At 72.4% G+C, this 24,714-nt stretch carries 21 protein-coding genes; 5 read left to right on the top strand and 16 right to left on the bottom strand.

The genetic code is table 11. The annotated features are described in order from the left end of the window. Window positions 1-20: 20 nt before the first annotated feature. The 7 genes from WMF22_RS32670 to WMF22_RS32640 all read right to left on the bottom strand — a co-directional run bounded on the left by WMF22_RS32670 (window position 21) and on the right by WMF22_RS32640 (window position 6,346). Complete coding sequence (locus WMF22_RS32670; protein ID WP_438032310.1) at window positions 21-842, bottom strand: alpha/beta hydrolase; 822 nt, start codon at window positions 840-842, stop codon at window positions 21-23. Between the two features lie 128 nt (window positions 843-970). Continuing rightward, window positions 971-1,843, bottom strand: coding sequence for a metallophosphoesterase family protein (locus WMF22_RS32665; protein WP_438032309.1), 873 nt, complete (start codon window positions 1,841-1,843; stop codon window positions 971-973). A 76-nt stretch (window positions 1,844-1,919) separates the two neighbouring features. Next, the gene (locus tag WMF22_RS32660) at window positions 1,920-2,291 is read right to left on the bottom strand and encodes a hypothetical protein (protein ID WP_438032308.1); all 372 of its coding nucleotides are present in this window, start codon (window positions 2,289-2,291) and stop codon (window positions 1,920-1,922) included. Between the two features lie 76 nt (window positions 2,292-2,367). After that, complete coding sequence (locus WMF22_RS32655) at window positions 2,368-2,748, bottom strand: hypothetical protein (RefSeq protein WP_437293875.1); 381 nt, start codon at window positions 2,746-2,748, stop codon at window positions 2,368-2,370. A gap of 274 nt (window positions 2,749-3,022) precedes the next feature. Beyond that, the gene (locus tag WMF22_RS32650; protein ID WP_437293874.1) at window positions 3,023-3,490 is read right to left on the bottom strand and encodes a peroxiredoxin; all 468 of its coding nucleotides are present in this window, start codon (window positions 3,488-3,490) and stop codon (window positions 3,023-3,025) included. Window positions 3,491-3,614: 124 nt separating this feature from the next. Continuing rightward, window positions 3,615-4,823, bottom strand: a complete 1,209-nt coding sequence (locus WMF22_RS32645) for a serine/threonine protein kinase (RefSeq protein ID WP_437293873.1) — start codon at window positions 4,821-4,823, stop codon at window positions 3,615-3,617. Window positions 4,824-4,924: 101 nt separating this feature from the next. Next, entirely contained in the window at window positions 4,925-6,346 is a 1,422-nt protein-coding gene (locus WMF22_RS32640; protein ID WP_438032307.1) for a hypothetical protein, read from the bottom strand. A 146-nt stretch (window positions 6,347-6,492) separates the two neighbouring features. On the opposite strand from WMF22_RS32640, the gene WMF22_RS32635 reads away from it, so the two are divergent. Beyond that, on the top strand, window positions 6,493-7,227 hold the full coding sequence (locus WMF22_RS32635; protein WP_438032306.1) for a hypothetical protein: 735 nt from the start codon (window positions 6,493-6,495) through the stop codon (window positions 7,225-7,227). A gap of 184 nt (window positions 7,228-7,411) precedes the next feature. On the opposite strand, the gene WMF22_RS32630 is transcribed toward WMF22_RS32635, so the two are convergent. The 4 genes from WMF22_RS32630 to recA all read right to left on the bottom strand — a co-directional run bounded on the left by WMF22_RS32630 (window position 7,412) and on the right by recA (window position 11,478). Further along, window positions 7,412-8,383 (bottom strand): HDIG domain-containing metalloprotein, encoded by a 972-nt coding sequence (locus tag WMF22_RS32630; RefSeq protein WP_437293870.1) that lies wholly within the window; start codon window positions 8,381-8,383, stop codon window positions 7,412-7,414. Window positions 8,384-8,615: 232 nt separating this feature from the next. Then, window positions 8,616-9,476 carry a hypothetical protein gene (locus tag WMF22_RS32625; protein WP_437293869.1) on the bottom strand — a complete coding sequence of 287 codons (861 nt, stop codon included), beginning with the start codon at window positions 9,474-9,476 and terminating at the stop codon, window positions 8,616-8,618. Window positions 9,477-9,773: 297 nt separating this feature from the next. Continuing rightward, window positions 9,774-10,283, bottom strand: coding sequence for a SixA phosphatase family protein (locus WMF22_RS32620; RefSeq protein WP_437293868.1), 510 nt, complete (start codon window positions 10,281-10,283; stop codon window positions 9,774-9,776). Between the two features lie 19 nt (window positions 10,284-10,302). Continuing rightward, window positions 10,303-11,478 (bottom strand): recombinase RecA, encoded by a 1,176-nt coding sequence (recA, locus tag WMF22_RS32615; protein ID WP_437293867.1) that lies wholly within the window; start codon window positions 11,476-11,478, stop codon window positions 10,303-10,305. A gap of 292 nt (window positions 11,479-11,770) precedes the next feature. On the opposite strand from recA, the gene WMF22_RS32610 reads away from it, so the two are divergent. Continuing rightward, on the top strand, window positions 11,771-13,075 hold the full coding sequence (locus WMF22_RS32610) for a serine/threonine-protein kinase (RefSeq protein WP_438032305.1): 1,305 nt from the start codon (window positions 11,771-11,773) through the stop codon (window positions 13,073-13,075). A 40-nt stretch (window positions 13,076-13,115) separates the two neighbouring features. Here WMF22_RS32610 and WMF22_RS32605 read toward each other — a convergent pair whose 3' ends face one another. The 3 genes from WMF22_RS32605 to WMF22_RS32595 all read right to left on the bottom strand — a co-directional run bounded on the left by WMF22_RS32605 (window position 13,116) and on the right by WMF22_RS32595 (window position 16,756). Beyond that, complete coding sequence (locus WMF22_RS32605) at window positions 13,116-15,236, bottom strand: ATP-binding domain-containing protein (RefSeq protein WP_438032304.1); 2,121 nt, start codon at window positions 15,234-15,236, stop codon at window positions 13,116-13,118. Between the two features lie 97 nt (window positions 15,237-15,333). Continuing rightward, a complete protein-coding gene (locus tag WMF22_RS32600; protein WP_437293864.1) occupies window positions 15,334-15,948 on the bottom strand; it encodes a TetR/AcrR family transcriptional regulator in 615 nt (204 codons plus the stop codon). A gap of 73 nt (window positions 15,949-16,021) precedes the next feature. Then, the gene (locus WMF22_RS32595; RefSeq protein WP_437293863.1) at window positions 16,022-16,756 is read right to left on the bottom strand and encodes a tyrosine-protein phosphatase; all 735 of its coding nucleotides are present in this window, start codon (window positions 16,754-16,756) and stop codon (window positions 16,022-16,024) included. Between the two features lie 71 nt (window positions 16,757-16,827). Between WMF22_RS32595 and WMF22_RS32590 the strand changes: the two genes are divergently transcribed. Both WMF22_RS32590 and WMF22_RS32585 read left to right on the top strand, forming a co-directional pair. Beyond that, on the top strand, window positions 16,828-17,367 hold the full coding sequence (locus tag WMF22_RS32590) for a hypothetical protein (protein ID WP_437293862.1): 540 nt from the start codon (window positions 16,828-16,830) through the stop codon (window positions 17,365-17,367). 169 nt (window positions 17,368-17,536) lie between these two features. Continuing rightward, a complete protein-coding gene (locus WMF22_RS32585; RefSeq protein ID WP_438032303.1) occupies window positions 17,537-18,661 on the top strand; it encodes an ArsA family ATPase in 1,125 nt (374 codons plus the stop codon). 87 nt (window positions 18,662-18,748) lie between these two features. On the opposite strand, the gene der is transcribed toward WMF22_RS32585, so the two are convergent. Further along, the gene (gene der, locus WMF22_RS32580; RefSeq protein WP_438032302.1) at window positions 18,749-20,521 is read right to left on the bottom strand and encodes a ribosome biogenesis GTPase Der; all 1,773 of its coding nucleotides are present in this window, start codon (window positions 20,519-20,521) and stop codon (window positions 18,749-18,751) included. Then, entirely contained in the window at window positions 20,518-21,450 is a 933-nt protein-coding gene (era, locus tag WMF22_RS32575; RefSeq protein WP_438032301.1) for a GTPase Era, read from the bottom strand. The genes der and era overlap by 4 nt, the downstream gene beginning before the upstream one ends. Before the next feature lie 603 nt (window positions 21,451-22,053). Between era and WMF22_RS32570 the strand changes: the two genes are divergently transcribed. Then, window positions 22,054-24,636, top strand: a complete 2,583-nt coding sequence (locus WMF22_RS32570; protein WP_438032300.1) for a glycosyltransferase family 39 protein — start codon at window positions 22,054-22,056, stop codon at window positions 24,634-24,636. Window positions 24,637-24,714: the final 78 nt, after the last annotated feature.

Raw genomic sequence — 24,714 nt, 5'->3', positions numbered from 1 at the left:
GCGCCGAACGGCGCTTTCGCTCAGTGCTTCTGCAGGAAGGCCCGTATCGCTCCGAAATAGGCGGACGCGAAGAGGAGGATATCGTTGTGCCCGGCGCCGTCGATGAGGTGCAGGGCTTTCCTCTCGTGGGGGACGGCCGCGTGGTTCTCGCGGGCCTGAGCCGGCGGGAGCAGCGTGTCGCGCGCGCCGTGCAGGACGAGCACGGGTATTTCGACTTCCTTGAGGAGCTCCTGGTTGGAGAAGCGGCGGTGTGCCTCGTCGCGCAGATCGCCGAGGTCGATCTCGAAGAGGGCGAGCAGTTGCCGCACGTCGCTGAACCCGCTCTCGAGGAGGAGCGCGCGGTACGCGTCGCCGCGGAGCGCGGCGATGCGCGACGCCGGGGAGCTGCCGAGCGAGCGGCCGAAGAGCACCGGCTTCGGCGGCTGTTCGAGGCCTGCGGCGCGGCTCGTCTCGGCGAGCTCGCGCAGGAAGAAGTCGGAGACCTTCAAGGGGTCTTCATGGAGCGAGCGCAGCGTCGGCTGCCCGCCGCTCCAGCCATAGCCGCGGTAATCGACCATGAAGAGGTTGAGCCCGATGTCATGCCAGCCCTCGGCGATGTCGTCGTAGTCGGGGACGGTCTCGCCATTGCCGTGGAACGCGAGCACGGTCGGGTTGCCCGGGTCGGACAGGTGCCAGCGCGCGCCGAGCGTCACCCCGGGGGCGACGGGGATGTCGTAGTCCGTCGCGCCGGCGGGTGGGCTCGTGTTCACCTGCCTGGGATAGAAGACGTCGGTTGCGCGAGGGTTTGCGTCGAGCGCGCGAAGGAGCTCGTCGAGCTGGCTGTCGGGGTCGTTCGTCGGCATGGCTCACGGTTCTGCCGAGGTCGGCGGGGGAGTGGGCGCGCAGGATACGTCGTGCCGGGATGGGATGGTACCTCGGATGGACGCCCGCGAGGGCGGCGGGGAGCCGGGGCGCGCGGCGCGATGGTGGCCTACGCGGTCGCGATGACGCCTTGCACCGCGGGCTCGCCGTACTCGGCGCCGCCGGTGTGCACGACGAGGTTCGGGAGGATCTCCGCCATGCCGGCGCCGTGGGTATGGCCGCAGAGCACCTCGATCCGCCGCTCCGGGTACCGCACGGCGGCCTCGCGGAGCACCTCGCCTGTGGCCTTGCAGGTGAAATGGGGGAGCCAATCGTCGTTGGAGATCTGGCCTTCGTGCCAGCAGGCCTCCTTGAACGGGGGGACGTGCGTGGCGACGATGACGCGCCGGTACCGCTCGAGGGCCATGGGAAGGACGCGGCGCAGGTACTCCGCGGCCTCGTCGCCGAGGCGGTGGAGGGCCTCTCTCCGGCGGCGCCGGCCGAGAGAGGTGAGCTCCTGGATGAGCACGTAATCGTTGAGCATGACGGGCGATCTCTCGTAATTGCCGAGGCGGGCGTCGGCCCAGCCGTCGTGGCCGACGAGGGCGGTGTCCGGGCCGAGCTCGACGTGGGGGATCGACGGGAGCCACCTGAGCCAGGGGGAGGTGGCCGAGAGCTCGGTGGCCATCGTGCGCACGGCGGCGATGCTCCCGCGGTAGAAATCGTGGTTGCCGAGGACGAAGTAGAGCGGGCGCTCGATGGTCTGGGCGACGGTCTCGAGGAGGGGGCGGAGGCTCGTGGCTTCCGCGATGTCGCCGGTGAAGAGGACGGCATCGGAGGCGGTGGCGGCGAGGGTGGAGCAGAAGGCGGTGAGTTCCTCGCGGGAGAGAAAGTTGAGGTGGACGTCGGTCGCCCAGGCGAGGCGGAGCGGGGTCGGCGCGGCCATGAGATCAGGATAGGCGGGGAGGGGAGGGGGAGCCAGCGAGGTGGCGCGATCTCGCATCCCCGTTCCACGTTCCGGCCAGCTGCGCCCCGCCGCGAGGGCTGGGCGCCGCTGCCGATCCTGTGCATTCATGGCGTCATGGCGATAGCCCGCCTGTCCCGTCCGCCTCCAGCGAGTCCGCGAGCGCGCAGCGCGCGAGCCCTGCCTTCTTGGCCTCCTCGCGCAGCATCGCGCCCTGCTCTGCGGCGCCTTTCACGCTGAGCATCGTGCGGAGCTCGATTCCATCGGGGCTCTCCACGTGCTCTCCGATCCACGCCGACCGCATTTGCCCGACGCTGATCGGATCGGCCTCCGGGTCGAGCCCGGCTCTCGTGTCGACGTCGCACATCATCGCGACCGCCTCGGGGAAGGTCTGCCCGCCGGGGGCCGGGGCCTTCGCCTCGGGAGCTGAGCTGCAGGCGGAGAGGGAGGTGAGGAGGAGCAGGGGAAAGAGCAGCTGGGGGCGCATGCTGCCTTCGACAGGAGAGGGCGCCTGGCCTTGGCAGCGATGCCATCGCCCCGGTGCGCCGCCCTCCGGCCACCGGCTACTCCCCCGTGCCCCCGTCCACCGCCGGGACGAGCTCGATATCGACGTTCTGAGGCACGAAGCTCTCGCACTCCTCGTTCATGACGGGCGCGAGCGTCTGCTCGAAGTCGTCGTAGCCTGTCCCCGAGATCTTCACCCACGTCACCCCGGCCGTCCACAGCTCGCAGACGAGCGTCTCCAGCGCTTCGGGAGGAGGCTGCGCGCGATCGACGGCGCACACCAGGTTGGCCTCGTCGAGCGTCTTCCAGGTGGTCGGATCGCTCAGGACGAAGATCGGCTCGTCCGCGGCGCTCCACGCGATGTGAACGGTGGTGTCCGGCGGGACGGTGGCGCCCCTCGCGCGCACGGTGATCGTGAACAGCGCCTGTCTTGGCCCCATCGGACAGCCGCTGGCGTCGCCCGTACTCGATCCGACGGACCCGCCGCCCCCCGCGCCTTTACAGGCGCTCACCACGGAAGCGCTCGCGATCGCCGCCGCGGCGATCGCCGCGAAGACCGTGAGCGATACGATGCGACCGGGAGCAAAAGGACGGCGTGGTGCCACAAGGGCGACAGGGTAGGGGCGACATGCCAGCAAATCCAGCGTGAGCAAGTTTTTGCGCAGGTGGAGCGCCCTTCTGTGTGCGCGCTGCTCTCGCAGGCGGTCGCGGCGTTCAGGCCTGGGCCTTGAGCTCCGCGATGTCCTTGAGGAGGGCCTGCTCGTGCCCGTCGGGCTTCACCTTCAGGTACGTCCTTCGCAGCACGCCCGACGGATCGATGACGAATGTCGTCCGGTCCCAGTACAGGGTGCCTTTCCACTCGCTCTGCCCGACGCCCGCGGCCTTGAGCAGCTCATGGCGCGTGTCGGCGAGCAGGTCGATGGTGAACGAGAACTTGTCGCAGAAGCTCTTGTGCGACGTGACGTCGTCCTCGCTGACGCCGACCACGGCGATGTTGGCCTCGTCGAAATCGGCCTTGGAGGCCGTGAACGACTTGCCCTGGATCGTGCATCCCGGCGTGTCGTCCTTCGGATAGACGTAGAGGACGAGCCATTTGCCCGCGAAATCCTCGAGCTTCACGGTCTTGCCGTCCTGGTTCGGCAGGGCGAAGCGCGGAAACGGCTTTCCAATCTCGACGCTCATCTTCTCTTTGCCTTTGCTGTGGGCCGGAGGAACGCTCCTCCTGGCCGGTGACGGGTCATGGAATGGGACGGATGGGGCAGCGCGGCGGCGCGGACGTCGCGTCGCCGGCCTCCCCGCGCAGGATCTAGCGCGGAATGAGCCCCCGGAACCAGGCCGTCACCGAGGACGAGGACTCGTCCTGGTGGAGCGAATCCGGGCCCTCCAGCTCGTCGGCGAGCCCCCCGAGCGGCCCCTCGCTGCGCGGGGGCGGCGAGCTCGGGTGCTCGTCCCCGTGCGCCAGGATCGTGGCGCCCTCCAGGGTGGGCAGCAGGCTGAGGCCGCTGCCGCCGGCGGTCGTCTCCTTCGTGAGCGACTTGAACTCGAGGAGCATCATGTCGATGAGCTCGGCGATCTTCTGCGTCCCGTCGACCGCCCGCGCCGGCCCGCCCTTGGCGCGCTCCACCAGCGAGGCGACGTCGTCCTCGCTCACCGGGCGGCCGTAGCGGTAGAGGAAGCGGGTCAGGTCGCGACCGAGCTCGCGCGCCGACAGGTAGCGAGCCCCCGGGTCGCGGGCGAGCGCGCGGCGGATGATCTGCTCCAGCTCGCGCGGCACATCGCTGTTGATCTGCTGGAGCGAGGGGATCACCGCGTCGCGCACCAGCCGCACCGTGATGTAGTCGGAGTCGCCGAGGAACAAGCGGCGCCCGGCGAGCATCTCCCAGAGGATGATCCCGAGCGCGAAGATGTCGACGCGCTGGTCGACGCCCTGCTCGAGCACCGTCTCCGGCGCCAGGTAGCCGAACTTCCCCTTGATGATGCCCGCGTCGCTCTCGGCGAGCTGGCTCGACGCCTTCGCGAGCCCGAAGTCCACGATCTTCACCTCGCCGTAGCGGGTGATGAGCACGTTGGCCGGGGTGATGTCCCGGTGCACGATCTGGAGCGGCTTTCCGTCCGCGGTCGCGAGCTCGTGCGCGTAGGCGAGGCCCTGGCACATCTTCGCGGCCATGAAAGCGGCGACCTCGACGGTCATCGGCCGGCCGACCTTCTTCTGGTGATCGAGGAGGGCCCTCAGGTCGGCGCCGTCCACGTACTCCATGACGATGAAGTAGGTGCCGTCGCCGACGCCGATGTCGAACACCGACACGACGTTCGAGTGCGAGAGGTGCGCCGAGAGGCGCGCCTCGTCGAGGAACATCGCGATGAACTGCTCCTTCTTGCTGAGCTGCGGCAGGACGCGCTTGATCGCGACCTGCTTCTTGAACCCTTCGATCCCCGCGCTCTCGGCGACGAAGACCTCCGCCATGCCTCCGGAGGCGAGGCGCTTGATGACCCGGTACCGCTGCTGCTCGGACATGCCCTGTCTGTCGTCCTCCCGCCCCGTGCCGCCTGGCCCTCCAGTCTAGCGGCTCGGGGCCCGCCGCGGATCAAATCCACGAGGCGGCACGCGCCCTCGGGTCACCGGAACGTGGCGAGCGCCGCGACCGCCGCGAAGGAGAGCCCGACGAGCGCGGCGAGGGCGAACGCCGACAGCAGCGGCTCCGCCCGCACGGCGGCGAGCAGCCTGTCGCGATCCTCCCTGGAAAGCGGCGCGCCATGGGTCCCGTCCTTGCCCTCGCCGCCCGATGCGGCGGCGACGTGCGCCTCCAGGCGGCGCCGCGCGGTCCTGGATCGCAGCGCGAGCAGCAGCACCTGCGCCACCGCGGACGCGGCGAGGACCACGAGGCCAGCGCGCCGCGCATGCGAGGCGCGGGCCCGCTCGCGCGCCTCGGCCGCCGGCATCCCGTCCGCGAGCAGCTCCACGCGCCGCGGCGAGGCGGACGCCGCCGCGGACGTCATCGGCCAGGCCACCGTGCCCGCGCCCTGCTCGTAGGGGTCGCTCGCGACAACGGCCCAGTCCGCCTCCCCGGGCGCGGGGCTGTCCGGGAGCGTCACCCGCCCCGAGAAGAAGCCCGCCCCGTCCGCCGCGAGCGGGACGATCGTCCCGAGCGCACGGCCGCGCGCACCTCCGATCGAGACGTAGGCGCGTGGCCTCGGCGTCGGGGAGATCAACCGGAGCTCGGGCCGTTCGCCATCGAGACCGCCCGGATCGAGCCAGAGGGCTCCCGGGATCACGGGCAGCTTCCCTTCCCAGGTGCCGCTCGCGATCCGTGTCCCTGGCAGTGCGCTCCCCGGGTGGGTCGCGCGGAGCGTGAGCTCGACCGCGTGCGCCAGCGGCTTGAGCGTGAGCTCCGCGGCGCCGCGCGCATCGGCCGCGATCTGCGCCGGACCGCTGCCGCGCGCCTCGAGCTCCGCCCCGACGGCGCTCGCCTCGAGGCGAGCCCCTGCCGCGGCTGTTCCGTCCTGCGTCTCGATCGCGACCCGCACCCGCTCCGGGAACGGAGCCGCAAGGGCACCCCGCGCCGCCGTGACCTGCAGGCGGAGCTCCCCGTGCGCCGCGCCGGGCAGCGCGGTCGCGTGCGCCGCGCCTGGCAGCGCGCTCGTGTCCGCCGCTGCGAGCGGCGGCAGCAGCGGGAGCTGCCGCTCCAGGAGCGTGCCGCTGCCCAGCGCGATCCGCACGGTCACCGGCTCCCGCAGCCCCGCCGGCGCGCGCAGCAGCGCCTCGCCGATGCCGTCCTTGTCGAGCGAGCCGGTCCACCGTTCGAGCGGCGCCCCTGCGGACGTGGCGCTCACCTCGATCCGCGGGATCGCCGCGGCATCGTCGGCGCCGTGGAGGCGGCGCACCCCTTCGACGCGGAGCGCCAGCGCCTCGCTTCCAGCGACGGGCGCCCCCCACACCCGCACGCCGGTGGCCATGCGTGGCGAGCCTGGCCCCAGGATCGCGAGGGCTGCGAGCCCGATGCCCAGCGCGGGCAGGACGTACGTCGCTGCGTTGGGCATCGAGAGCATCACTGTCCCAGCATACCTCTCCGTCCTTGCCGCGCGGGGCGCGGGCGGGGCGCGGCTCCCGTCTGGCTGCTCGCGCGGAGCGCTGGCTTGGCTGAGCCCCTTTGCGTCCGGGCGTCTCCTCCGATAGGAAGCCGCCGATGGCAGCCGACAGACCGGTGAAGCGCAAGCGCAAGGGTTCGGGGACCACGGGGCAGGGCGGTGAGGTCGTGTTGCGGCAGCGGACCGATCCGCGGAGCGAGCGGCGCTTCGAGCCGAAGGCGTCGCTCGAGCTCGGCCTCACGATGCTCGGCATGTCCGTCGCGGCGCTGCTGGCCGGGGCGGGTGTTTACGGCCAGTGGTTCCGGGGCGAGGAGGCTGGGGCGCATCCGGCAGCCACGTACCTGCTCCTCGGCGCCTTGCTCCTCGGGGCGGCGGTGGGGCTCTTCGGTCAGTGGTCGATGAAGGCGCTTCGTGTCGGTGATGCCGGGGTGGGGCTGGAGAGCGGGCCTGGCGAGATCGAGCGCATCGGCTGGAACGATGTCACGGGCCTGTTGCTCACGGAGACCGCGCTCACGGTCCAGGGCAGCGGCACGGCGATCGCCATCCCGCTGCGAGCGCACCTCCCGGCGGCCGCGCGCGCGCTGGCCGAGGCGAGGGCGCGTATCCCCGCGCGAGCGGCGGACATCAAGGAAGGCGCGCTGCCTCCGCCCGACGATGCCGCCGGCGAGGTGCGCCCGCTGGAGCCGCCGCAGGTCGCCGGCCTCCGCTGCAAGGCGACCGACAAGCTGATCGCCTTCGAGGCCGACGCTCGCCTCTGCGGCCGTTGCGGCGAGCACTACCACAAGGAAGGCGTCCCCCCGCGCTGCACCACCTGCGAAGCGCGCCTGCGCTGAGCGGTCGCCCGCTTCGGATACGGGCCCATCTCGGCGTCTTCGGTGCTCAGCGCACCGGAGTGCGCTTCCGCGCCGAAGACGCCGATCTGGACCCGTCTCCTGTGCGGGCGGCCGCTCAGCGCCTGCACTTCGGCGCGAGCGGTCGCCTCCCCTGAGAGGCCCCTGGGGCCTCCGCTCTACGCGCTCAGATCCCGAATCGCGCCGCGTGCTCGCGGAGGAACGCGATGTAGACGTCCGCCTCCTGGTGCGACGCCACCTCGCCCGACTCGACCGCTTCCTCCAGCGCGCGCTTGATCTCGCCGATCCGCCGCGACGGCGGCAGCCCGAACGCATGCATGAGGGCGTCGCCGATGCCGCTCGGCAGCGGCGGCACCACCGCGTCCTCCGCCTGGACCTGGAGCACCCGCTCGGCGAGCTCGCTGATCTGCTTCAGCCCCTTCCGCTTCTTCTCGGGCCGCTTCGTGGTGATGTCCGCCCGCGACAGGTCGAGCACGTCCTTCAGGCAGCCGCCCATCTCCTTGGCGAACCGGCGCACCGCGCTGTCGGTCCACGACGCGTCGTACTGGCTCGCCCGGAGGTGGTGCAGGATCAGGAAGCGGATGCTGTTCTTCAGCGCATCCTCCTTCGTGAACAGCGGCAGCCGCCGGTCGATCTTGTCGAACATCCGCGCGCCGACCTCGGCGTGACCGAAGAAGTGGACCTCGCCCGTCGGCGAGATGGAGCGCGTCCTCGTCTTGCCGATGTCGTGGAGCAGGGCCGCCCAGCGGACCTCAAGCCTCGGGACGGCCTGACGCACCACCTGCTTCGTGTGCTTCCAGACGTCCTTGTGGCGCCACTCCCCGTCGCCGAAGCCCACCATCGCCTCGACCTCGGGCAGCATCGCGGCGAGGGCGCCCGACTCGAGCAGGGCGTCGAGCCCGGCCTCGGCGTCGTCGCTCATCATGACCCGGTCGAGCAGCTTGCGGACATCGGGCAGGTAGGCGGCGGCCGCGGCCTTGAAGTCGGCGGGCCGCCCGGAGATCACCCTGGACGAGGCGCGTGGCTCGGCGCCCGCTTCGGGCTGCTCGACCTCCGCCTTCTCTGCTCGCTGGACGGCCCACTCGAGGGCCTCCATCGCCCGCTTCGGGCTCGCTTCCTGGGTGAGAATCTCCTGCACGCTGGCCTTCCACACTTTCGAGGTTACGGGGTCCCCCACGGGGCGCCGGCTGGCGCGGCCCGAACGGGGGTTCGCCGGTTTAGAGCCAGCCGCACCTTCGCGCAATGGTTCGTCGCGTTCGTCGCGTTCGTCGCGTTCGTCGCGTTCGTCGCGTTCGTCGCGTTGGTTGCGTCGGTCGCGTCCGTCGCTCGACACGCCGCCGGATGACGTGCGTCCGCAGGCGATGGATGCGTCAGGTGCGGAGGAGCCGCCCCACGTGGTCCTGCTCCCAGGCGAGGGAGCGCTCGTAGTCGCGGAAGAGCCGCTCGCGGGCGAGGAACTGGGGCGGATGGAGCATCCGGCGCCCGTTGCCGTGGCTCGCCGGCATCACGTGGTGGAGCATCTCGTGGTAGATGACGTAACAGATGAAGTAGCGGGGGACCCAGGGCCGGTCGAGCACGGGGTGGATGCGGATCAGCCGCTCGACCGCCGAGTAGCTCCCGAGCTTGATGGTGCGCCGCGGCTTCCGCGCCTTGGTCCGCTTGCCCCAGGTGATCAGCGCGTCGACCCCGCCGCCGAAGTACCCGTGGTTCAGCTTCTGGAACAGGATCAGCAGGTCGTGCGTCCGCCCCTGCGTCGAGAGCGGCGTGCTCACCGGCCGGCTCGCCCGGATGCGGTGGCCGTTCTCGTCGATGTACTGGCCGACAACGAGCGAGGCGGCCCGGTCCTGCGTCACGACATACCGGACGAGCGCCTCCTGGACGACCGCCGGCGCGTCCAGGAACATGTGGTGGACGCGCGCCTGCAGGATGCCCTCCCGGAGCGAGGAGGAGATCATCTGCCGGTAGTTGTCGGTCACCGAGAGGAGGACCGGCCGCTTCTGGGCCAGCTCCAGCCGCCGGATGAGCGCCTGGCGAGCCCCCTCGTGCACGTAGATGTGCGGCTGGCCCGGCGGCAGATCGATGTCGATCGGATGATGACGGGGGTCCGGCACACGGACGACCGCCCGGGCGACACGCGGCAGCAGGGAAGTACGCGCCGCGCCCTTCCCACCGCTGCGCGACAGACGGCCTGGAGGGGGTTGAGCGAAGGGGAAGGCCATCTGTCCCGCCATCTCAATCCTCCTTATTTGGGCGTATTCTCGGGTGGGATCCTTGTCAAGCGAGCGGCCGAGAACATCGAAATCATTCGGATTTGTGACTATGTAAGCGGGTGGCCGGCCCCACCGGAGGGAGACGGACGGCGCCCCGGCCGCCGCTCGCCGGTGATCTGGATTTCCTTTGCAATTTCATGTGTTTGTAGTGAAGGCCACGAGCGCCTGCGCCTGTCGGGCCGCCTTCCGCCTCGGACGCGCGTCTTCTGCTCCTGCTCTCTCTGCCGCCATGAGAGGGCGCCGTGCGCACCGCCTCGCTCATCGCGAGGCGAGCGCCCGGGGATCGAGGATCTGCGTCATGCGCCAGCGGCCCTGCGCGCGCTGGGAAGGCTCCGGCTCGAGGGCGACGACCAGGGCAGTGCAGAAGCCGCCGGGGAGCAGCGCTGTCGCGCCCCGGCCGGGCGTGTCGACGAGCGTACGGACGAGGTGCTCCACGTTCGGCTGGTGCCCGACGAGCAGCGCGTCGGCGCCGCCTCGGGCGAGCGCGGCGACCAGCGAGCTCGGGAGCCCGGCCTCGAGCGCGAGTTCGTCGCGGAGCTCGACCTCCGGCGCGCCGCAGATGGGCGCCGCGATCTCGGCGGTCTCTCTCGCGCGCGCGAGGGGGCTCGCGAGCACCAGCGGCAGCGGGGCGCCGCCCCGGAGGCGGTGGAGCTCGAGCGAGACCCGCGCCACGCGCTCGCGGCCCTCGGGGGTGAGCCTCCGGTCCGCGTCGCGCCCGCTGGTCGCCCGCTCCTCCGCCGGGCCGTGCCGCATCACGTAGAGGTGCATGGCGTCGATGGCGCCGGCGTCAGTTCGTCTTGCCCGGAGGACGGCGGGCGTCCTGGCCGGACGAGGCTGCCTCGCCGCGACCCTTCGCCTGCGCGGGGGCCTCGGCCGCGGCTCCGCCCTTCGGTCCGGGGCTCGCGGCGCCGTTCGTCGGGGCCGCCCCGCCGACGCGCGAGATGCCGTGCTTCGCGAGGACCATCGACTCGATCTTGTCGAGCACCGCCGGGTGCTGCTCGAGGTAGGTGCGGGCGTTCTCCCGGCCCTGACCGATGCGCTCGCCCTGGAACGAGAACCAGGAGCCGCTCTTCTCGATGATGCTCGCCTCGGTCGCGAGGTCGATGACGTCGCCGCTGTGGCTGATGCCCTGGCCGTAGAGGATGTCGAACTCCACCTCGCGGAACGGGGGAGCCATCTTGTTCTTCACGACCTTGACGCGGGTCCGGTTGCCGACGACCGCCGGCTCCTTGCCGCCCGCGGCGGCCTCCTTGATGGCGCCGATGCGGCGGATGTCGAGCCGGACCGAGGCGTAGAACTTGAGGGCGTTGCCGCCGCTCGTCGTCTCGGGGCTGCCGAACATGACGCCGATCTTCATCCGGATCTGGTTGATGAACATCAGCAGGCACTGCGAGCGCGAGGTCGTGCCGGTCAGCTTGCGGAGCGCCTGGCTCATCAGCCGGGCCTGGAGGCCGACGTGGCTGTCGCCCATGTCGCCCTCGATCTCGGCCTTGGGGACGAGCGCGGCGACCGAGTCGACGACGATGATGTCGACGGCGTTCGAGCGGACCAGCATGTCGGCGATCTCGAGCGCCTGCTCGCCGTAGTCGGGCTGGGAGATGAGCAGCTCGTCGGTCTTCACGCCGAGCTTCTTGGCGTAGTTCACGTCGAGGGCGTGCTCGGCGTCGATGAACGCCGCCGTCCCGCCCGCCCGCTGGACGGCCGCGATGGCGTGGAGGGTGAGGGTCGTCTTCCCGCTCGACTCCGGCCCGTAGACCTCGACGATGCGGCCGCGCGGGTAGCCGCCGATGCCGAGGGCGATGTCCAGGCCGAGCGAGCCGGTCGCCACGGCCGCGACCTCATCGTGCAGCGTCTGCCCGTCCTTGAGGCGCATGATCGCCCCCTTGCCGTACTCCTTCTCGACGCTGGCGATCGCGAGCTCGAGGGCGGCAGACTTCTGCTTGGTGTTCTTCTCGTCACTCATGCGTACCTCGGGAGGGAGCGATAGGAGGGGGGCAACGGCGGGGGACCGCGGAGGTGGACCCACGACGCGCAGGGCAACAGTTTCCGGCAGCTTTACTGTCCGGTTGTTCAGGAAGCAAGACCCCCGCATCCCGGATAGGACCGAAAACGTCCGAGCAGCGGGCTGGCCCGGCAGGCGCTCTGGAGGGCGGTGATGTCGCGGTCGGAAGCGGTTCCTGGTTGAGGTCGAGTCTCACAACCAGGGCAACAATCGTGATCGTCGCACACCGGGAGCACTGGCGGGCTCTTCAACTGTGGGCCACATCTTCCACGTGGGGGGCGGGGGGCGCTTTTTCCCGGGGTTTTCCCTGGGCCGGTACGAGCTCGTCCTGCGGGTGGCCGCAGGCGACATGGGTGAGGTCTGGGCGGCGCGTCTGAGGCGGGAGCACGGGTTTCAGCGGCTCTTCGCGATCAAGGTGCTTCGCCCGGAGCTCTCGCCCGATCCCGACGCAGTCCGGACATTCCTCGACGAAGCCGCGCTGGCCGCGCGCATCAGGCACCCGAACGTGGTGCCCGTCGTGGATCTGGGCGAGACGGACGGCACGTTCTTCTATGTCATGGAGTGGGTGAGCGGGGAGCCGCTCTCGTCGGTGCTGCGCGCCGCGCGAGGGCGCCCGGCGCCGGTGCTCGTCGCGGCGAGGCTCGCCTACCAGATCTGCGCGGCCCTCGACGCCGCGCACGAGCTGCGGGACGAGGGCGGCAACCCCCGGGAGCTCCTGCACTACGACGTCTCGCCGGACAACGTCCTCATCACGTCCGAGGGGCTCGTCCGCATGGTCGATTTCGGCATCGCGAAGCTCGAGGAAGGGCGGATGTCCGAGCGACGGCCGCAGTCGCTGCGCGGCGACGGCGGGCGCGCTTCGGGAGCGGGCGCGGCGGGCGGCGAGGGGGGCGCGTTCCTGTTCCGGAGCAGCGCGCCGTACATGGCGCCGGAGCACATCCGGGGGCAGCCGTGTGATCGGCGGTCCGATCTCTTCGGGGTCGGGGTGCTCCTCTACGAGCTCCTGTCGGGCGCTCATCCCTTCCAGGCCGACGACAGCGAGAGCACGATGACCCACATCGCGAGCGAGCGGCCTGCCGCGCCGCTGTCGTCGCGGGCGGTCCCGTCCCGGCGCGGGTTCGCGGAGCGCCTGAGCGCGCCGCCGCCGCCCGAGCCGATCCCGCCTGCGCTCGATCGCCTCGTCTCCGAGGCGCTCGCCAAGTCGCCCACCGCGCGCACGGCGACGGCCGCAAAGCTCATGCGCGCGCTCGAGGAGGCGATCCCGGGCGCCGCGAACCCGGGCAACGACGCGCTCGTCGCCGGCTGGCTCGGACAGATCCTGGGCGACGCGTCCCACCTCCGCACGCAGCAGCTGCGCGCCGCGCTCGAGTCGCTCGATCCAGGGGACCGCTCGGCCGACGACGAGGTGGAGCCTCCGCCCGCCCCGCGGCGCTGGCTGCAGGCGCTGCTGGTGTTCGGGGCCGCCGTCCTCGGGGTCGCGCTCGCCGGGACCGCGGCGGTGAGGGACAGCCCGCTCCCTCCCGCCGCCGTCTCCGCGCCGGCCGGGCCGCGTCCATAGGCGCGCCGCCGCGAGCGTCAGCCCGCCCCCACGACGAGCGTCAGCTCGCCCCCACGTCGCCGAGGAGCGGCGACCACGCCGCTCCGGAGATGAGCCAGAGCTGGTGCGACGTCCGCGTCACCGCCACGTGGAGCCGCCGGCGGGCCTCGTGGTTCATCGGGTACGCCGCCGCGGTCGCGTCGGGCACGACGACGTAGTCGAACTCGAGCCCCTTCGCGCTGTCCACGTCGGTGACGTCGATGCCTGGCTCGAACGAGAACGCGCCCTCGAGCACGAGCCTCGCCTCCGGCAGGTCCGCGATCAGCGCGTGGAGCTCCCGCGCGGCGCCTGCGTCCCGCGCGATGACGGCCACCGAGGCGCGGGGCTCCCGCCCGATGAGGTCGCGGAGCGCGCCGGCGAGGAACAGGTGCGCCTGCGCCTCGCTCGGGAAGCGGAAGAGCCCGACCGGCGCGCCGTCCCGGGCCGCGCGCGCGGGCGCCTCGGGCGCGAGCTCGCCGAGGAGCCGCCGCGCGAGCTCCGCCACCGGCCGCGGGCACCGGTACGACACAGCGAGGCGGCAGGTCGCCGCGTCGCCCACGCCGAGCGCCGCCCGCGCCGCGTCCCACCCGGCGAAGCTCGAGGTGGTCTGCTGCGCCTCGTCGCCGGCGAGCGTGACGCTGCGCGTCTCGCCAAGGAGCTTCCCCAGGACGAACAGCTCGAACAGCGAGAAGTCCTCGGCCTCGTCGAGCACGAGGTGCGACCACCCCGCCCCGTCCAGGCCGCGGCGAGCGGCGCGAAGGAAGAGCAGGATCGGCAGATCGTCGACGTCGAGCGTCCCCGCGAGCTCGTCCGGCGTCCCTTCCGCGATGGCGCGGCCGTCGAGCGCCCGCTTCCTCTCGGCCACGGTGATCGAGGCGAGCTGCCGGTCGAGCGGCTCGGCGATCTGCAGCAGGGTGTGCCGGACGGTCTCCTCGACGGCGCTCCTCGGGAGGTCCCCGCCCGAGGCGGCGATGACGCCCTCGAGGAACCCGCGATCCGTGAAGACGTCGGCGAGGCGGCGGCGCAGCCGCGGGAGCGTCGTGTTCGCCGCGGCGAGCCTGGCGAACCGCTCGCGCAGTGCACTGTAGAGCGCCGGGTGGCGCTTGAGGCTGGAGACGAGCGCCGGGGGATCGTCGCACAGGGCGATCGGCTTGCCGAAGACCTCGCGCGCGGTCGCCGACGACCAGGCGTCGAGCGTCTTCACCTGGGCTTCCCCCGCGCCGAGCGGCGAGAGCAGGCGGCGCGACAGCCGCGCGAGGCCCTCCTCGGGGACGACGACGTTCATGGCCGAGAGCGGGCACCGCGCCGGATCGAGCGCGGCGATCCGGGCGAGGCGGTGCAGCGCCACGGTCGTCTTTCCGCTCCCGGCGCTGCCGAGCACGAGGAGCGGCTGCTCGGGGGGCGCGCACACGGCGGCGTACTGGTCGGCGTCGAGCAGGGCGGTGACCTCCGCGGCCTTCGCGTTGTCCGTGGCGCCGGCGCCGACGCCGAGGCTCCCGGGGCGGGCGGCCGTGCCCGCGCCGCCCGGCTGCATGGCGAGCGCCGCGCGCTCCGCGAGGGACCATCGCCCGTCGCCTCGCCGCGTCAGGACGAGGCCGTCGCCCACGATCCGGGTGAGGGCGCCGCGCTCCACGACGACGATGCGGCGCGCCTTCACCACGCCCTCGGCCACGCGCCCCGGGAAGGCCTCCTCGTACTCGTCGCCCTCGCGGTACCGGTAGAAGATCTGCGCCACCGGCGCGACGCGCCAGTCGAGGATGCGCACGTCGGCCGACGGATCCAGGAACGTCGCGTGGCCGAGCAGGTAGTCCTTCGCCCCTTTGCCCTCGTCGACCCGGAGGTGGGCAAGGTACGGGCAGAGCGGGTCGGGCAGCGCCTCCCTGGGCTCCTGCTCGATGAGCCGCTGCCGCACGCTCATCTCGAGGAGCACCGCCGGCAGATCGTCGGCCGAGGCCGCGGCGGCCTCGTCGCGGAGCTCCCGGAGCGCCGCGACGGACCTGAGCTCGCGCGGCGCGCGCCCGAAGGCGCACGCGGCGCGCTCCTGCGCCCTGTCCAGCGCGGCGCGCACGCGCTCGAGGAGCGTGGCCTCTTCCTCGAGGACGGCGCGCGCCTCGACGGGCAGATCAAGCGTGCTCTCCAGCATGATGGGCCTCCTTGCGCCCCTCGCCTCCGCGAGGGGTCGAGCTCGATGGGTGAATGATGAATGATTCGTTCACTTTTGAGGCGAGGCGAAGCAAAGGTTACGCGAAGAAGCTCCTGAGTCCGGCAAGGTGGTATTTCGAGTAACCGTGGACCGCTTCCCGGATGGCGTCCTCGTCCTCGAAGCGGGCGAGGGCGTTCACCATCGCCCTGACGAAGCCCTGGTAGATCTGGTCCAGGTTGAACCGCATCACCTCGGTCACCGAGAGGCATGGGTCGAGGGCGCGGAAGTGCTCGATCGCCAGCGCGATGAGGCGCTCGACGGTCTCCTCGAAGAACCGCTCGTACCTGGAGCCGCCGGCGCGCCCCAGGAGGATCACGACGCGCAGCCTGTTCTCGATGCAGAAGCGGAGGAGCTCCTCGGAGATCAGGTGGTAGGCGGCGGTCGGCGGGAGCGCCCGGACGTCCTCCACGCCGTCGAGCGCCTTCACGCGGCGGCGCAGCAGGAGCGTGAAGGCGCGGGCGAAGCCGTCGTCGACGATCCCGTAGAAGAGCGCGTCCTTGTTCGCGAAGTACCGGTAGATGTTGCCCGTCGAGACGCCGGCTGCCCGGGCGATCTCGGCCATGGTCGCGCTCTCGTACCCCTTCCGCGCGAAGATCGTCAGCGCGGCGGAGGTGATGCTCTCCTGGACGTCGTCTTTGAGGTACTGCGCCATGGCGAATAATGAACGTGTCGTTCGCTTATAGCGATGGACGGCGGCCCGTCAAGCGAGCGGGTGGATCACGGCCTCAGGGGTCGACGGTGCCTTCGAGGATCGCGCGCGGGCCGTCGATGAGCATGAAGCTCGCCTCCTCCTCGCCGACCCTGGCGAAGAGGGCCTTGATGCCGTCGCTCACATCGGGGACGTCCTTTGCGGCGTGGGCGTCGCTGCACGCGGCGTAGTAGTAGCCGGCCTCGAGCAGCTGCTCGGCGGCCCGGCGGGGGGTGCGCCCGTACTTGCCGGTGAGCGCCGCGACGTCGAGGAGGAGCACCGCGCCCGCGTCGAGCAGCGGATCGAGCGAGGAGATGTCGTCGAAGACGGGCTCGTAGCGCTCCGGGTGGGCGATGACGGGGCGGAGCTTGCGGCGGCTGAGATCGAAGAGCCGCTCCGCGGCCCGGGCGGGGAAGCTCCGGGTCGGGAACTCGACGAGCGCGGCGCGGCCGCCCGGGAAGGGGAGGGCGCTGCCGTCGAGGAGGCGCTGGAAGACGATGTCGTCGAAGAAGTGCTCCGACGAGAGATCGAGCGCGGGCAGGTCGCGCGCGCCGGCCGCGGCCCGCAGCGCGGCGCAGGTCGCGTCGTAGGCGGCCTTCAGGCCCTGCCGGGTGTTGTCGAACATCCCGGGGCGCATGTGCGGCGTCGCCACGACGGTGTCGAACCCGGCGCCGCGGAGCGCGGTGAGGAGGGCGAGGCTCTCCTCGACGGTGCGGGCGCCGTCGTCGACGCCCGCGACCCAGTGGGAGTGCAGATCGATGAAGCCGCGCATCGTCGCTCCGAACTTAGCAAAGTTGGCCGCCCGCGTGCGCTGCGACCATCCTTCGCGTCGAGGAGGTGTTCGTGTCGCTCTCGTTATCGAACCAGCAGCTTGTGCCTCAGCTCGCGTCGGACGGCTGCGCTGGCGGCCAGCGCGGCGGCAGGCCGGGGGGCCGCGCGGAGCGCCCGGTCGATCCCGGCGCGCCCTCGGTCGAGCAGGGCACACCGGCCCAGGATGAGGGGATCCCCACCTCCGAGCGGCGGCGCCGCCGCAGCGAGGATCCGGTCACCGCGCTGCACTACCAGCTCTCGACGACCCGCGCCGAGGCGAACCTGGACGTCGTGGTCCTCGTGGACGACAGCGGCTGCCTCGTCGCCGGGGCGGGCGCGTGGCCGGCGTGTGAGGAGCTCGCCGCCTACGCCCCGCTCCTCGCCAACCCGGACGCCGTGCAGAGCGCGGCGGTCGGCTCGCGCATCGCCACGCTCACCGCCGACGTCGAGGTCCAGAGCCTCTCGGTGTCGGGCGGCGAGGTGCTGCTCTGCGGCCGCGGCGGCACGGCGGAGCGTGGCGCCTCCATTGCCCGGGCCGCTGCGGGGTGCCTGCGCATCCTCCGCGCCGCCTGAGCGGCCGCCGGGCGCTCGCGCCCCCCCGGTTCGTGCTACAAGGGGCCGCGGCCTCAGGTCGCGCGCAATGCCCGGCTCGCTCGCACCCCCTCGGAACAGCCCGCCCGCCGCCGACGCGTCCCTTCAGGCAGACCACGCCGGTCTGGCCCCGTTGCTCGCCTCCCGCAGGGTGATCCTCTGCGTCGGCTGCGGCGGCGTCGGCAAGACGACAACGACCGCTGCGCTCGGCCTGGCCGCCGCCCGCCGCGGCAAGCGCGTCCTCTGCCTGACGATCGATCCGGCGCGCCGGCTGTCCCAGAGCCTCGGGCTCGAGGAGATGACGACCGAGGCGCAGACGATCGAGCCCGCCCGCTTCGCCAGGGCGGGGGTCGACGTGCCCGGCTCGATGACGGTCATGATGCTCGACACGAAGTCGACCTTCGACGGCCTCGTCGCGTCGCTCGCCCCCACGCCCGAGCAGCGCGACCGGATCCTCGGCAACGTCCTCTACAAGTACATCTCCACGTCGCTCGCGGGCACGCAGGAGTACATGGCGATGGAGAAGCTCTACGCCGTCAGGAGCGACCCGAGCTACGACCTCGTCCTGCTCGACACGCCGCCCACGGCGAACGCGCTGGATTTCCTCGACGCGCCGGAGCGCCTCGTCGGCGCCATCGACGGCGCGGCCACGCGGTGGTTCGTGCAGGCCTTCCAGAGCTCCGGCAAGCTCTCGCTCAACCTGCTGGCGCGCTCGACCGCCGCGGTGCTGCGGGGCATCGGCAAGCTGACCGGCAGCGGCTTCCTCGAGCAGATCGCGGCGTTCATCAGCGAGATGAACGCGGTCTTCGGCGGCTGGAAGCAGCGGGCGGACGCGGTGGCGTCGGCGCTCCGCGGCCCCGACGTGGCGTACGTGCTCGTCACGACGCCCGATCCGCTCTGCGTGCGCGAGGTGCTGTACTTCGCCGATCGCCTGCGCGAGCAGCAGATGCACCGCGACGCGTTCGTCGTGAACCGCGTCCACCCGGTGTACGGCGCGCTCCCCGGCGTCGGCGAGATCGCCGCCGCGCTCGACGGGAGCAGCCTTGCGCTCTCCTCCGGCGCCGCGGCGCGCCTGCTCCAGGCCGCCAAGGACGAGAGCCGCATGGGCAAGCTCGATCAGCTGAACCTGATCGCCCTCGAGGCGGCGCTCGAAGACGAGCAGAGCGCCGGCAGCGTCCGCGTCGACGTCCCGGCGTTCCCGTACGACATCCACGACGTGGCCGGCCTCGCGAGGATCGCCGACGTGCTGGCGCCGCTGCCCGGGGCGGCGGGGTAGCCAGGGGCAGCGCGTCGGTCCTTCCGGCTGCCCCGGGGTGACGCGGAACGGCCCGTGAGGAGGCAGCTGGGCTGCCCCCCCCCCGGCCTACCCCCGCCGCCTGCGCTCCTTGTACTTCACGCGGACCGGCACGCCCTCCAGCGCGAACGCCTGCCGGAGCTGGTTCGCCACGTAGCGCCGGTAGCTGAAGTGGAGCTTGTCGGGATCGCTCGCGACGACGACGAACAGCGGCGGCGACGTCTCGGCCTGCGTGACGAAGAACAGGCGGGGCGCGCGGCCGCCGTGCGTCGGCGGCGGGTGCGTGAGCAGGATCTGCTCGAAGAAGCGGTTGAGCTCCCCGGTGGGCACGCGCTTCCGGTAGGCGTCGGCCACCTGGGCCACGGTCTCGATGAGCTTCGCCACGCCGCGCCCGCTGCGCGCGCTCACGTGCGCGATCGGCGCCCACGGCACGAACGAGAGCTTGTCGCGGGCGTCCTGCTCCGCCTTGGCGAGCGCCTTGCGATCGAGCAGATCGATCTTGTTGAGGCCGATCACGACGCCGCACCCGCGATCGACCGCGAGGCCGAGGATCTTCGCGTCCTGCTCGGCCACGCCCTCGGCCGCGTCGCAGAGCAGGAGCACGACCTCCGCCCGCTCCATGGCGCGGATCGCGTGGATCACGCTGACCGCCTCGACGGCGCTGTCCTCCTTCGCCACCTTCGACTTGCGCCGGATGCCGGCCGTGTCGATGAGCAAGAACCGCTTGCCGTCGCGCTCGGCCAGCGTGTCGATCGGATCGCGCGTCGTGCCCGGCTGCGCGTCGACCAGCATGCGCTCCTCGCCCGCGATGCGGTTGACGAGCGACGACTTCCCCGCGTTGGGCCGCCCGATGATGGCGATGCGGAGCGCCCCCTCGGCCGACTCCTCGGGCGCCGCGGGCTCCTTGGGGAGCGCCGCCTCGATGGCCATCTCCAGATCCGAGATGCCGCGGCCATGGAGGGCGCTGATCAGGATGAGCCGCTCCATCCCGAGGCGGTACAGCTCCGCCGCCTCCACCTCGGCCTTCGGCGAGTCCGCCTTGTTGGCGACGTAGATCACGGGCTTGCCCGCGCGGCGCAGCAGGCCGAGCTCGGCGTGCTCCGACGGCGTGACCGGCGTCACGGCGTCGAGCACGCACACGATGACGTCGGCCTCGGCGATGGCGAGGTCGATCTGCCGCTTGATCCCCTGCCGCATGGGATCATCGCTCTCGGGGTCGAACCCGCCGGTGTCGACGAGCGTGAAGCGCCGTCCCCGCGAGGTGACGTCGCCGTAGTGGCGATCGCGGGTCACCCCGGGCTCGTCGTGCACGATCGCGACGCGCTTGCCGACAAGCCGGTTGAACAGCGTGCTCTTGCCGGTGTTGGGCCGCCCGACCAGCGCCACGATCCCGGCCGACGGGGGCGGCGCAGGCGCATCGGCCGCGGCGTCCTCGGCGGCCGCGATGACCTCCTCGGCCAGGTCCGCCGCGAGCTCCTCCCTGTCGTGCGCCGCCTCGTGGCCGATCGGCTCGGCGAGAGCACGGCCCTTGCTCGGGCCTGAACGGCTGCCCTTCTTCGATCCGGCGGCGCTCTTGCCGGGCGCCGCCGCCTTCTTTCCGGGAGCGGCAGCGCCCTTGCCGGGCGCCGCTGCGCTCTTTCCGGGAGCGGCAGCGCCCTTGCCGGAGGCGGCAGCGCCCTTGCCGGAGGCGGCAGCGCCCTTCCTGGGAGCGACGCCGCCCCTCTTCTTCTCGGTCTTCTCGGTCTTCTCGGGCGCGTCGCCCTTCTTCGCCGTCCGCCCGCCTCCGGCGGCTCTCTGGCTGCGCTTGTTCGATCTGGAAAGGGCTGGCTTTGCCGCGCTCACGAGGTCTCTCCCTTGTTGTAACCGAGCTCGTCCAGCCGCTCCCGCGACTCGCGCCACTCCGGCGTCACCCGGACCCAGAGCTTGAGGTTCACCTGACGGCCGACGAGCTCCTCTATCCGGAGCCGAGCCTCCGTGCCGATGCGCTTCAGCTGCTCCGCGCCGGCGCCGATCAGGATCTTCTTCTGCCCGGGCCGCTCCACGTGGATGGTCGCGTCGATGTGCAGCGCGCCCTCGCCTGTCGGCTCGACGTAGCGCTCGATCTGCACGGCGCTCGCGTGGGGCACCTCGGCCTTCGTCGCGCGCAGGATCTGCTCGCGCACGTACTCGGCGGCGAAGAAGCGCGTCGGCCTGTCGGTGAGCTCATCGGGCGCGAAGCCCCAGTCCCCCTCGGGGCAGAGCTTCGCCACCTCGTCGAGCACGCGCTGGATGCCGTCCTCGCGCAGCGCCGAGATGGGGACGATCGCCGCGAACTCCCGGACCTTGGCGAACGCGTCGAGGAGCGGCAAGAGCAGCGCCTTGTCCCGCATCCGGTCGACCTTGTTGAGCACGAACACCACCGGCGCCTCGCTCCCCAGGTCCGCGAGCAACGTCAGATCGCTCGGGTGCGGCGCGAGCGGCGGGCCGTCCTCCCCCTCCTTCACGCGCGGCGGCAGGCGCGCGGGATCCGGCGCTTCGGTCACGAACACGATCACGTCGGCGCCCCGCGCCGCCTCGCGCGCCGCCTGGTTCATCACGCGCCCGAGCTCCGTGCGCGGCCGGTGCAGGCCGGGCGTGTCGAGCAGCGCGATCTCCGCCGGGCCGTGGTGCACGACCCCGAGGATCGCGTCGCGCGTCGTCTGAGGCGTCGGCGAGACGATCGCGAGCGGATGGCCGAGCGCCGCGTTCAGCAGCGTCGATTTGCCCACGTTGGGGCGCCCGACCAGGGCCACGCGCCCGGATCGCCTCGGCAGCGAGGCGTCGGTCTCCTCCGCCCGCCTCGGCTCGGCCGCCTTCCTGCGCTGCTGCTGCGCGGCGCCTCGCCCGCCTGCCGTCCGGCTCGTCCGCTCAGGGAGCTGTCGCCCCTTCGCGTCGCCACCAGGGCGGGATCCACGCCCCGCCTGGCTGCGGGCCGCGCCGGACGAGCGCGCCGTGGGGCTTCGCTTCTTGCTCGTCCGGGGCTCTTCGCCGGACGGCGCTCCCCGGCGGCTGCCTTCGCTACCTTTCTTGGCAGGACGGGGGCCACCGGCGGCCGGGGCGGGCTTCGGCGCCTGCGGGCGCGCTTTCGCGCCCTGGGGCGCGCTCTGGGGACGGGCTTTCACCACGCCGCGCGCGATAGCAGACGCCCAGGGGGGCTACAAACGCTTCCCCACGATCCGTGGTCACGCGCGCGCGAAGGCGGTAAGGGGATGCCCTGCATGTCGAGCGTCCACCGAGGGGACCCACAGGGCGGAGCCCCGCCCGCCGCCCCCGACCCGCACGCGAGCGGAGCCCCGCCCCGCGCCGAGGTGCCCCCTCTCGAGGCGCGCTCGGCTGAGATCGGTGACGCGCCGGCCATGGACCGCGGCCGCGCGGCCGCCGGGAGCGGGCGCGCCGGCCTCGCGAGGCTCGCGGCCGTCGCGCTCGCGGCCCTCGCGCTGCTGCCGCTCATCGGCAAGAGCGGCATCTGGGACCCCTACGAGCTCGACCGCGCCGACCTGGCCCGCCGCATCGCCATCCACGTCTTCGGCGCGCGCGGCGTGGATCTCCCGGACGCTCCCGGGCAGCTGCCGACCCTGACCGATCTCGGCATGGGAGAGCTCGGGTTCACCTCGATGGCGCTCGGCTTCCGCGTGTTCGGTCTGCACGACTGGGCCGGGCGCCTCCCGCTCGCGCTGTGGGGGCTCGCCGGCGCGCTCGTGCTCTACGAGTTCCTCGCCCGCCTCGTCGATCGAAGGGCCGGCCTGTACGGCGTCGCGGTGCTCGTGACGATGCCGCTCTACGTGATGCAGGCGCGCACCCTGCTCGGCGACATCGTCACGATGGCCGCGCTCACGATGGCGTTCTGCGGGCTGACCGGCGCGCTGCTCGAGGGCGGGCGAGGGGCGCAGCGCGGCGCCCTGCTCGCGCCGGCCGCGTGGCTCGCCGTGGGGATCCTCGGCGTCGTGGCCGGATACCTCAGCCGCGGCCTGCTGATCGGCGTCGCCGTCCCCGCGCTCGGCGCCGGCCTGACCTGGCTCCTGCTCCGGACGTCCGGCGCCTGGCCCGCGCCGGAAGGCCGGGGGCCCACGCCGGGCGACCTCGTGGGCGCCGCCGCGCTGGCCCTCGGCGTCGCGGCGGCGGCGCAGGGCGCCCTCGTGCTCGCGAGCTCGAGCGCCGGCGAGCCGCTGCCCCGCGCCCTCGGCGTGGCGCTCCTCAAGAAGCCGCCCGTCGAGTCCACGTTCGATCTCACGCTGCGCCAGCTCGGCCACGCCCTCTTTCCGTGGAGCGCCTTCCTGCCGTTCGCCGTCGGCCGGCTCTTCCGGGCCCCCGCCGCGGACCGAGCGGGCGAGGTCGCCGCCCCTCTCCTCGATCGCGAGGCCGGCGTCCGGATCGCCCTGATCGTCACGTCTGCGCTCGCCTACGGCGCCTTCGCGGTCCTCGCGCCGCACGCCGGGGCGCTCCCGTTCAGCGGCCCCGCGCTCCTCGCCGCCATCGCCGCGCTCGCCATCCGCGATCTCGAGCGCGGCGCCCCCTCCTCGCGAGCGCTCGCCGTCGGCTGCGCCGTGCTCGCCTTCGTCCTCTACCGCGATCTCGTCACCTCACCGGACAGGGCGCTCAGCGTCTTCTCGGTCGACAAGCCCGTCTTCCCGAAGAGCTTCGAGGGCGAAGCGGCCTCGGCGATGCGCTTCGTCCTGCTCGCGTTCGCCGGCCTCGTCTCGCTCACCTGGTTCGAAGAGCAGCCCCGCGAGCTCGATCGCAGCTTCAGCGCGTGGGCGCGGCGCGTCCTCGACGAGGTGAACGCCGGCGCCGCGGAGCTCGCTCGCATCTGGAACGGCAACCTGCTCTTCCTGCTGATCGTCCTCGAGGCGGCGCTCGTCGGCGTCGGCGCGATGCTCTTCGTCGGCAAGCGCATCGGGTGGGGCACCGTGGCGAGGATGCCGAACCACCTCGCCGCGTACGGGATGAACGCCTGGTGGGCGCTGCCCATGCTGATGGCGGCGAGCCCCGTGCTGCTCCTCGTGGCGCGCGACGCGTTCCGCCACGCCGTCGCGCGCGCCTCCCTCCCGCGCGCCGTCGGCACGCCGCTCGCCGGCCTCGTCGCCGGCTTCGCGCTGAGCTTCTGGTACTATCCGGCGCTCGCGGCCCAGCTCTCGCCGAAGGGGGTCTTCGCGTCCTACGAGTCCCTTCGCAAGCCCGGCGAGCCGCTCGCGATGCTCGGCGTCCGGAGCCGCACGGCGGCGTATTACCAGGGCGGCGAGGTCACCTCGTTCACCGATGTCCTGCAGGCGTTCGACTGGCTCACCGCCGCGGGGAGCTCGGGGGACGGCGCCGCCGCTCCGGTCGCCCCCGCCGCTCGCCGCTGGCTCGTCGTGAAATCCGACGATCTGCCCCGGTTGAACAGCCTCTTTCGCAAGCGCTACCGGCGCAACCTGCCCGTCCTCGACGGCCGCTCCAGCCAGATCCTCCTTGCGTCGAACGAGCTCGGGGGCAGGCCGAACGAGAGCTGGCTCGGCCGTATCGTCCTCGACGAGCCCGCCGCGCCCGAGAACCCGCTCGACGCGATGCTCGAGGATCAGCTGGAGGTGCTCGGCTGGGAGCTCACCGACGACGACGGCCAGAAGGTCTCGAGCGTCGTCCCTCAGAAGAGCTACCACCTGCGGACTTACTTCCGGGTCCACCGGCCGATCACCGGCACCTGGAAGATGTTCGTCCACATCGACGGGTTCCAGCGTCGATACAACGGCGACCATCCCGTGATCGAGGGGCGCTACCCGCTGAGCCTGTGGCAGCCGGGCGACGTCGTCGTGGACGACCACGAGCTCCGGCTCGAGCCCAACTTCACCCCGGGCGACTACACGCTCTACTTCGGCCTCTTCGCCGGTGAGACGCGCTTTCAGGTGACGCGCGGGCCGGAGCACGAGGACCGCATCCGCGGCGGCGTCATCCGCGTGCGGTGAGCTGCCCTCGTGGGGATCCCGACGCATGCGCGCGCTGCGCGGCTCGTCCCGCGCGGCCCGGCGACGCACGCGTGCTCC

This window comes from Sorangium sp. So ce204, assembly GCF_051526795.1.
In the GTDB taxonomy this organism is placed as follows: Bacteria; Myxococcota_A; Polyangia; order Polyangiales; family Polyangiaceae; genus Sorangium; species Sorangium cellulosum_B.
The sequence above is the reverse complement of the archived record's forward strand: the minus strand, read 5'-3'. Positions and strand labels throughout refer to the sequence as shown.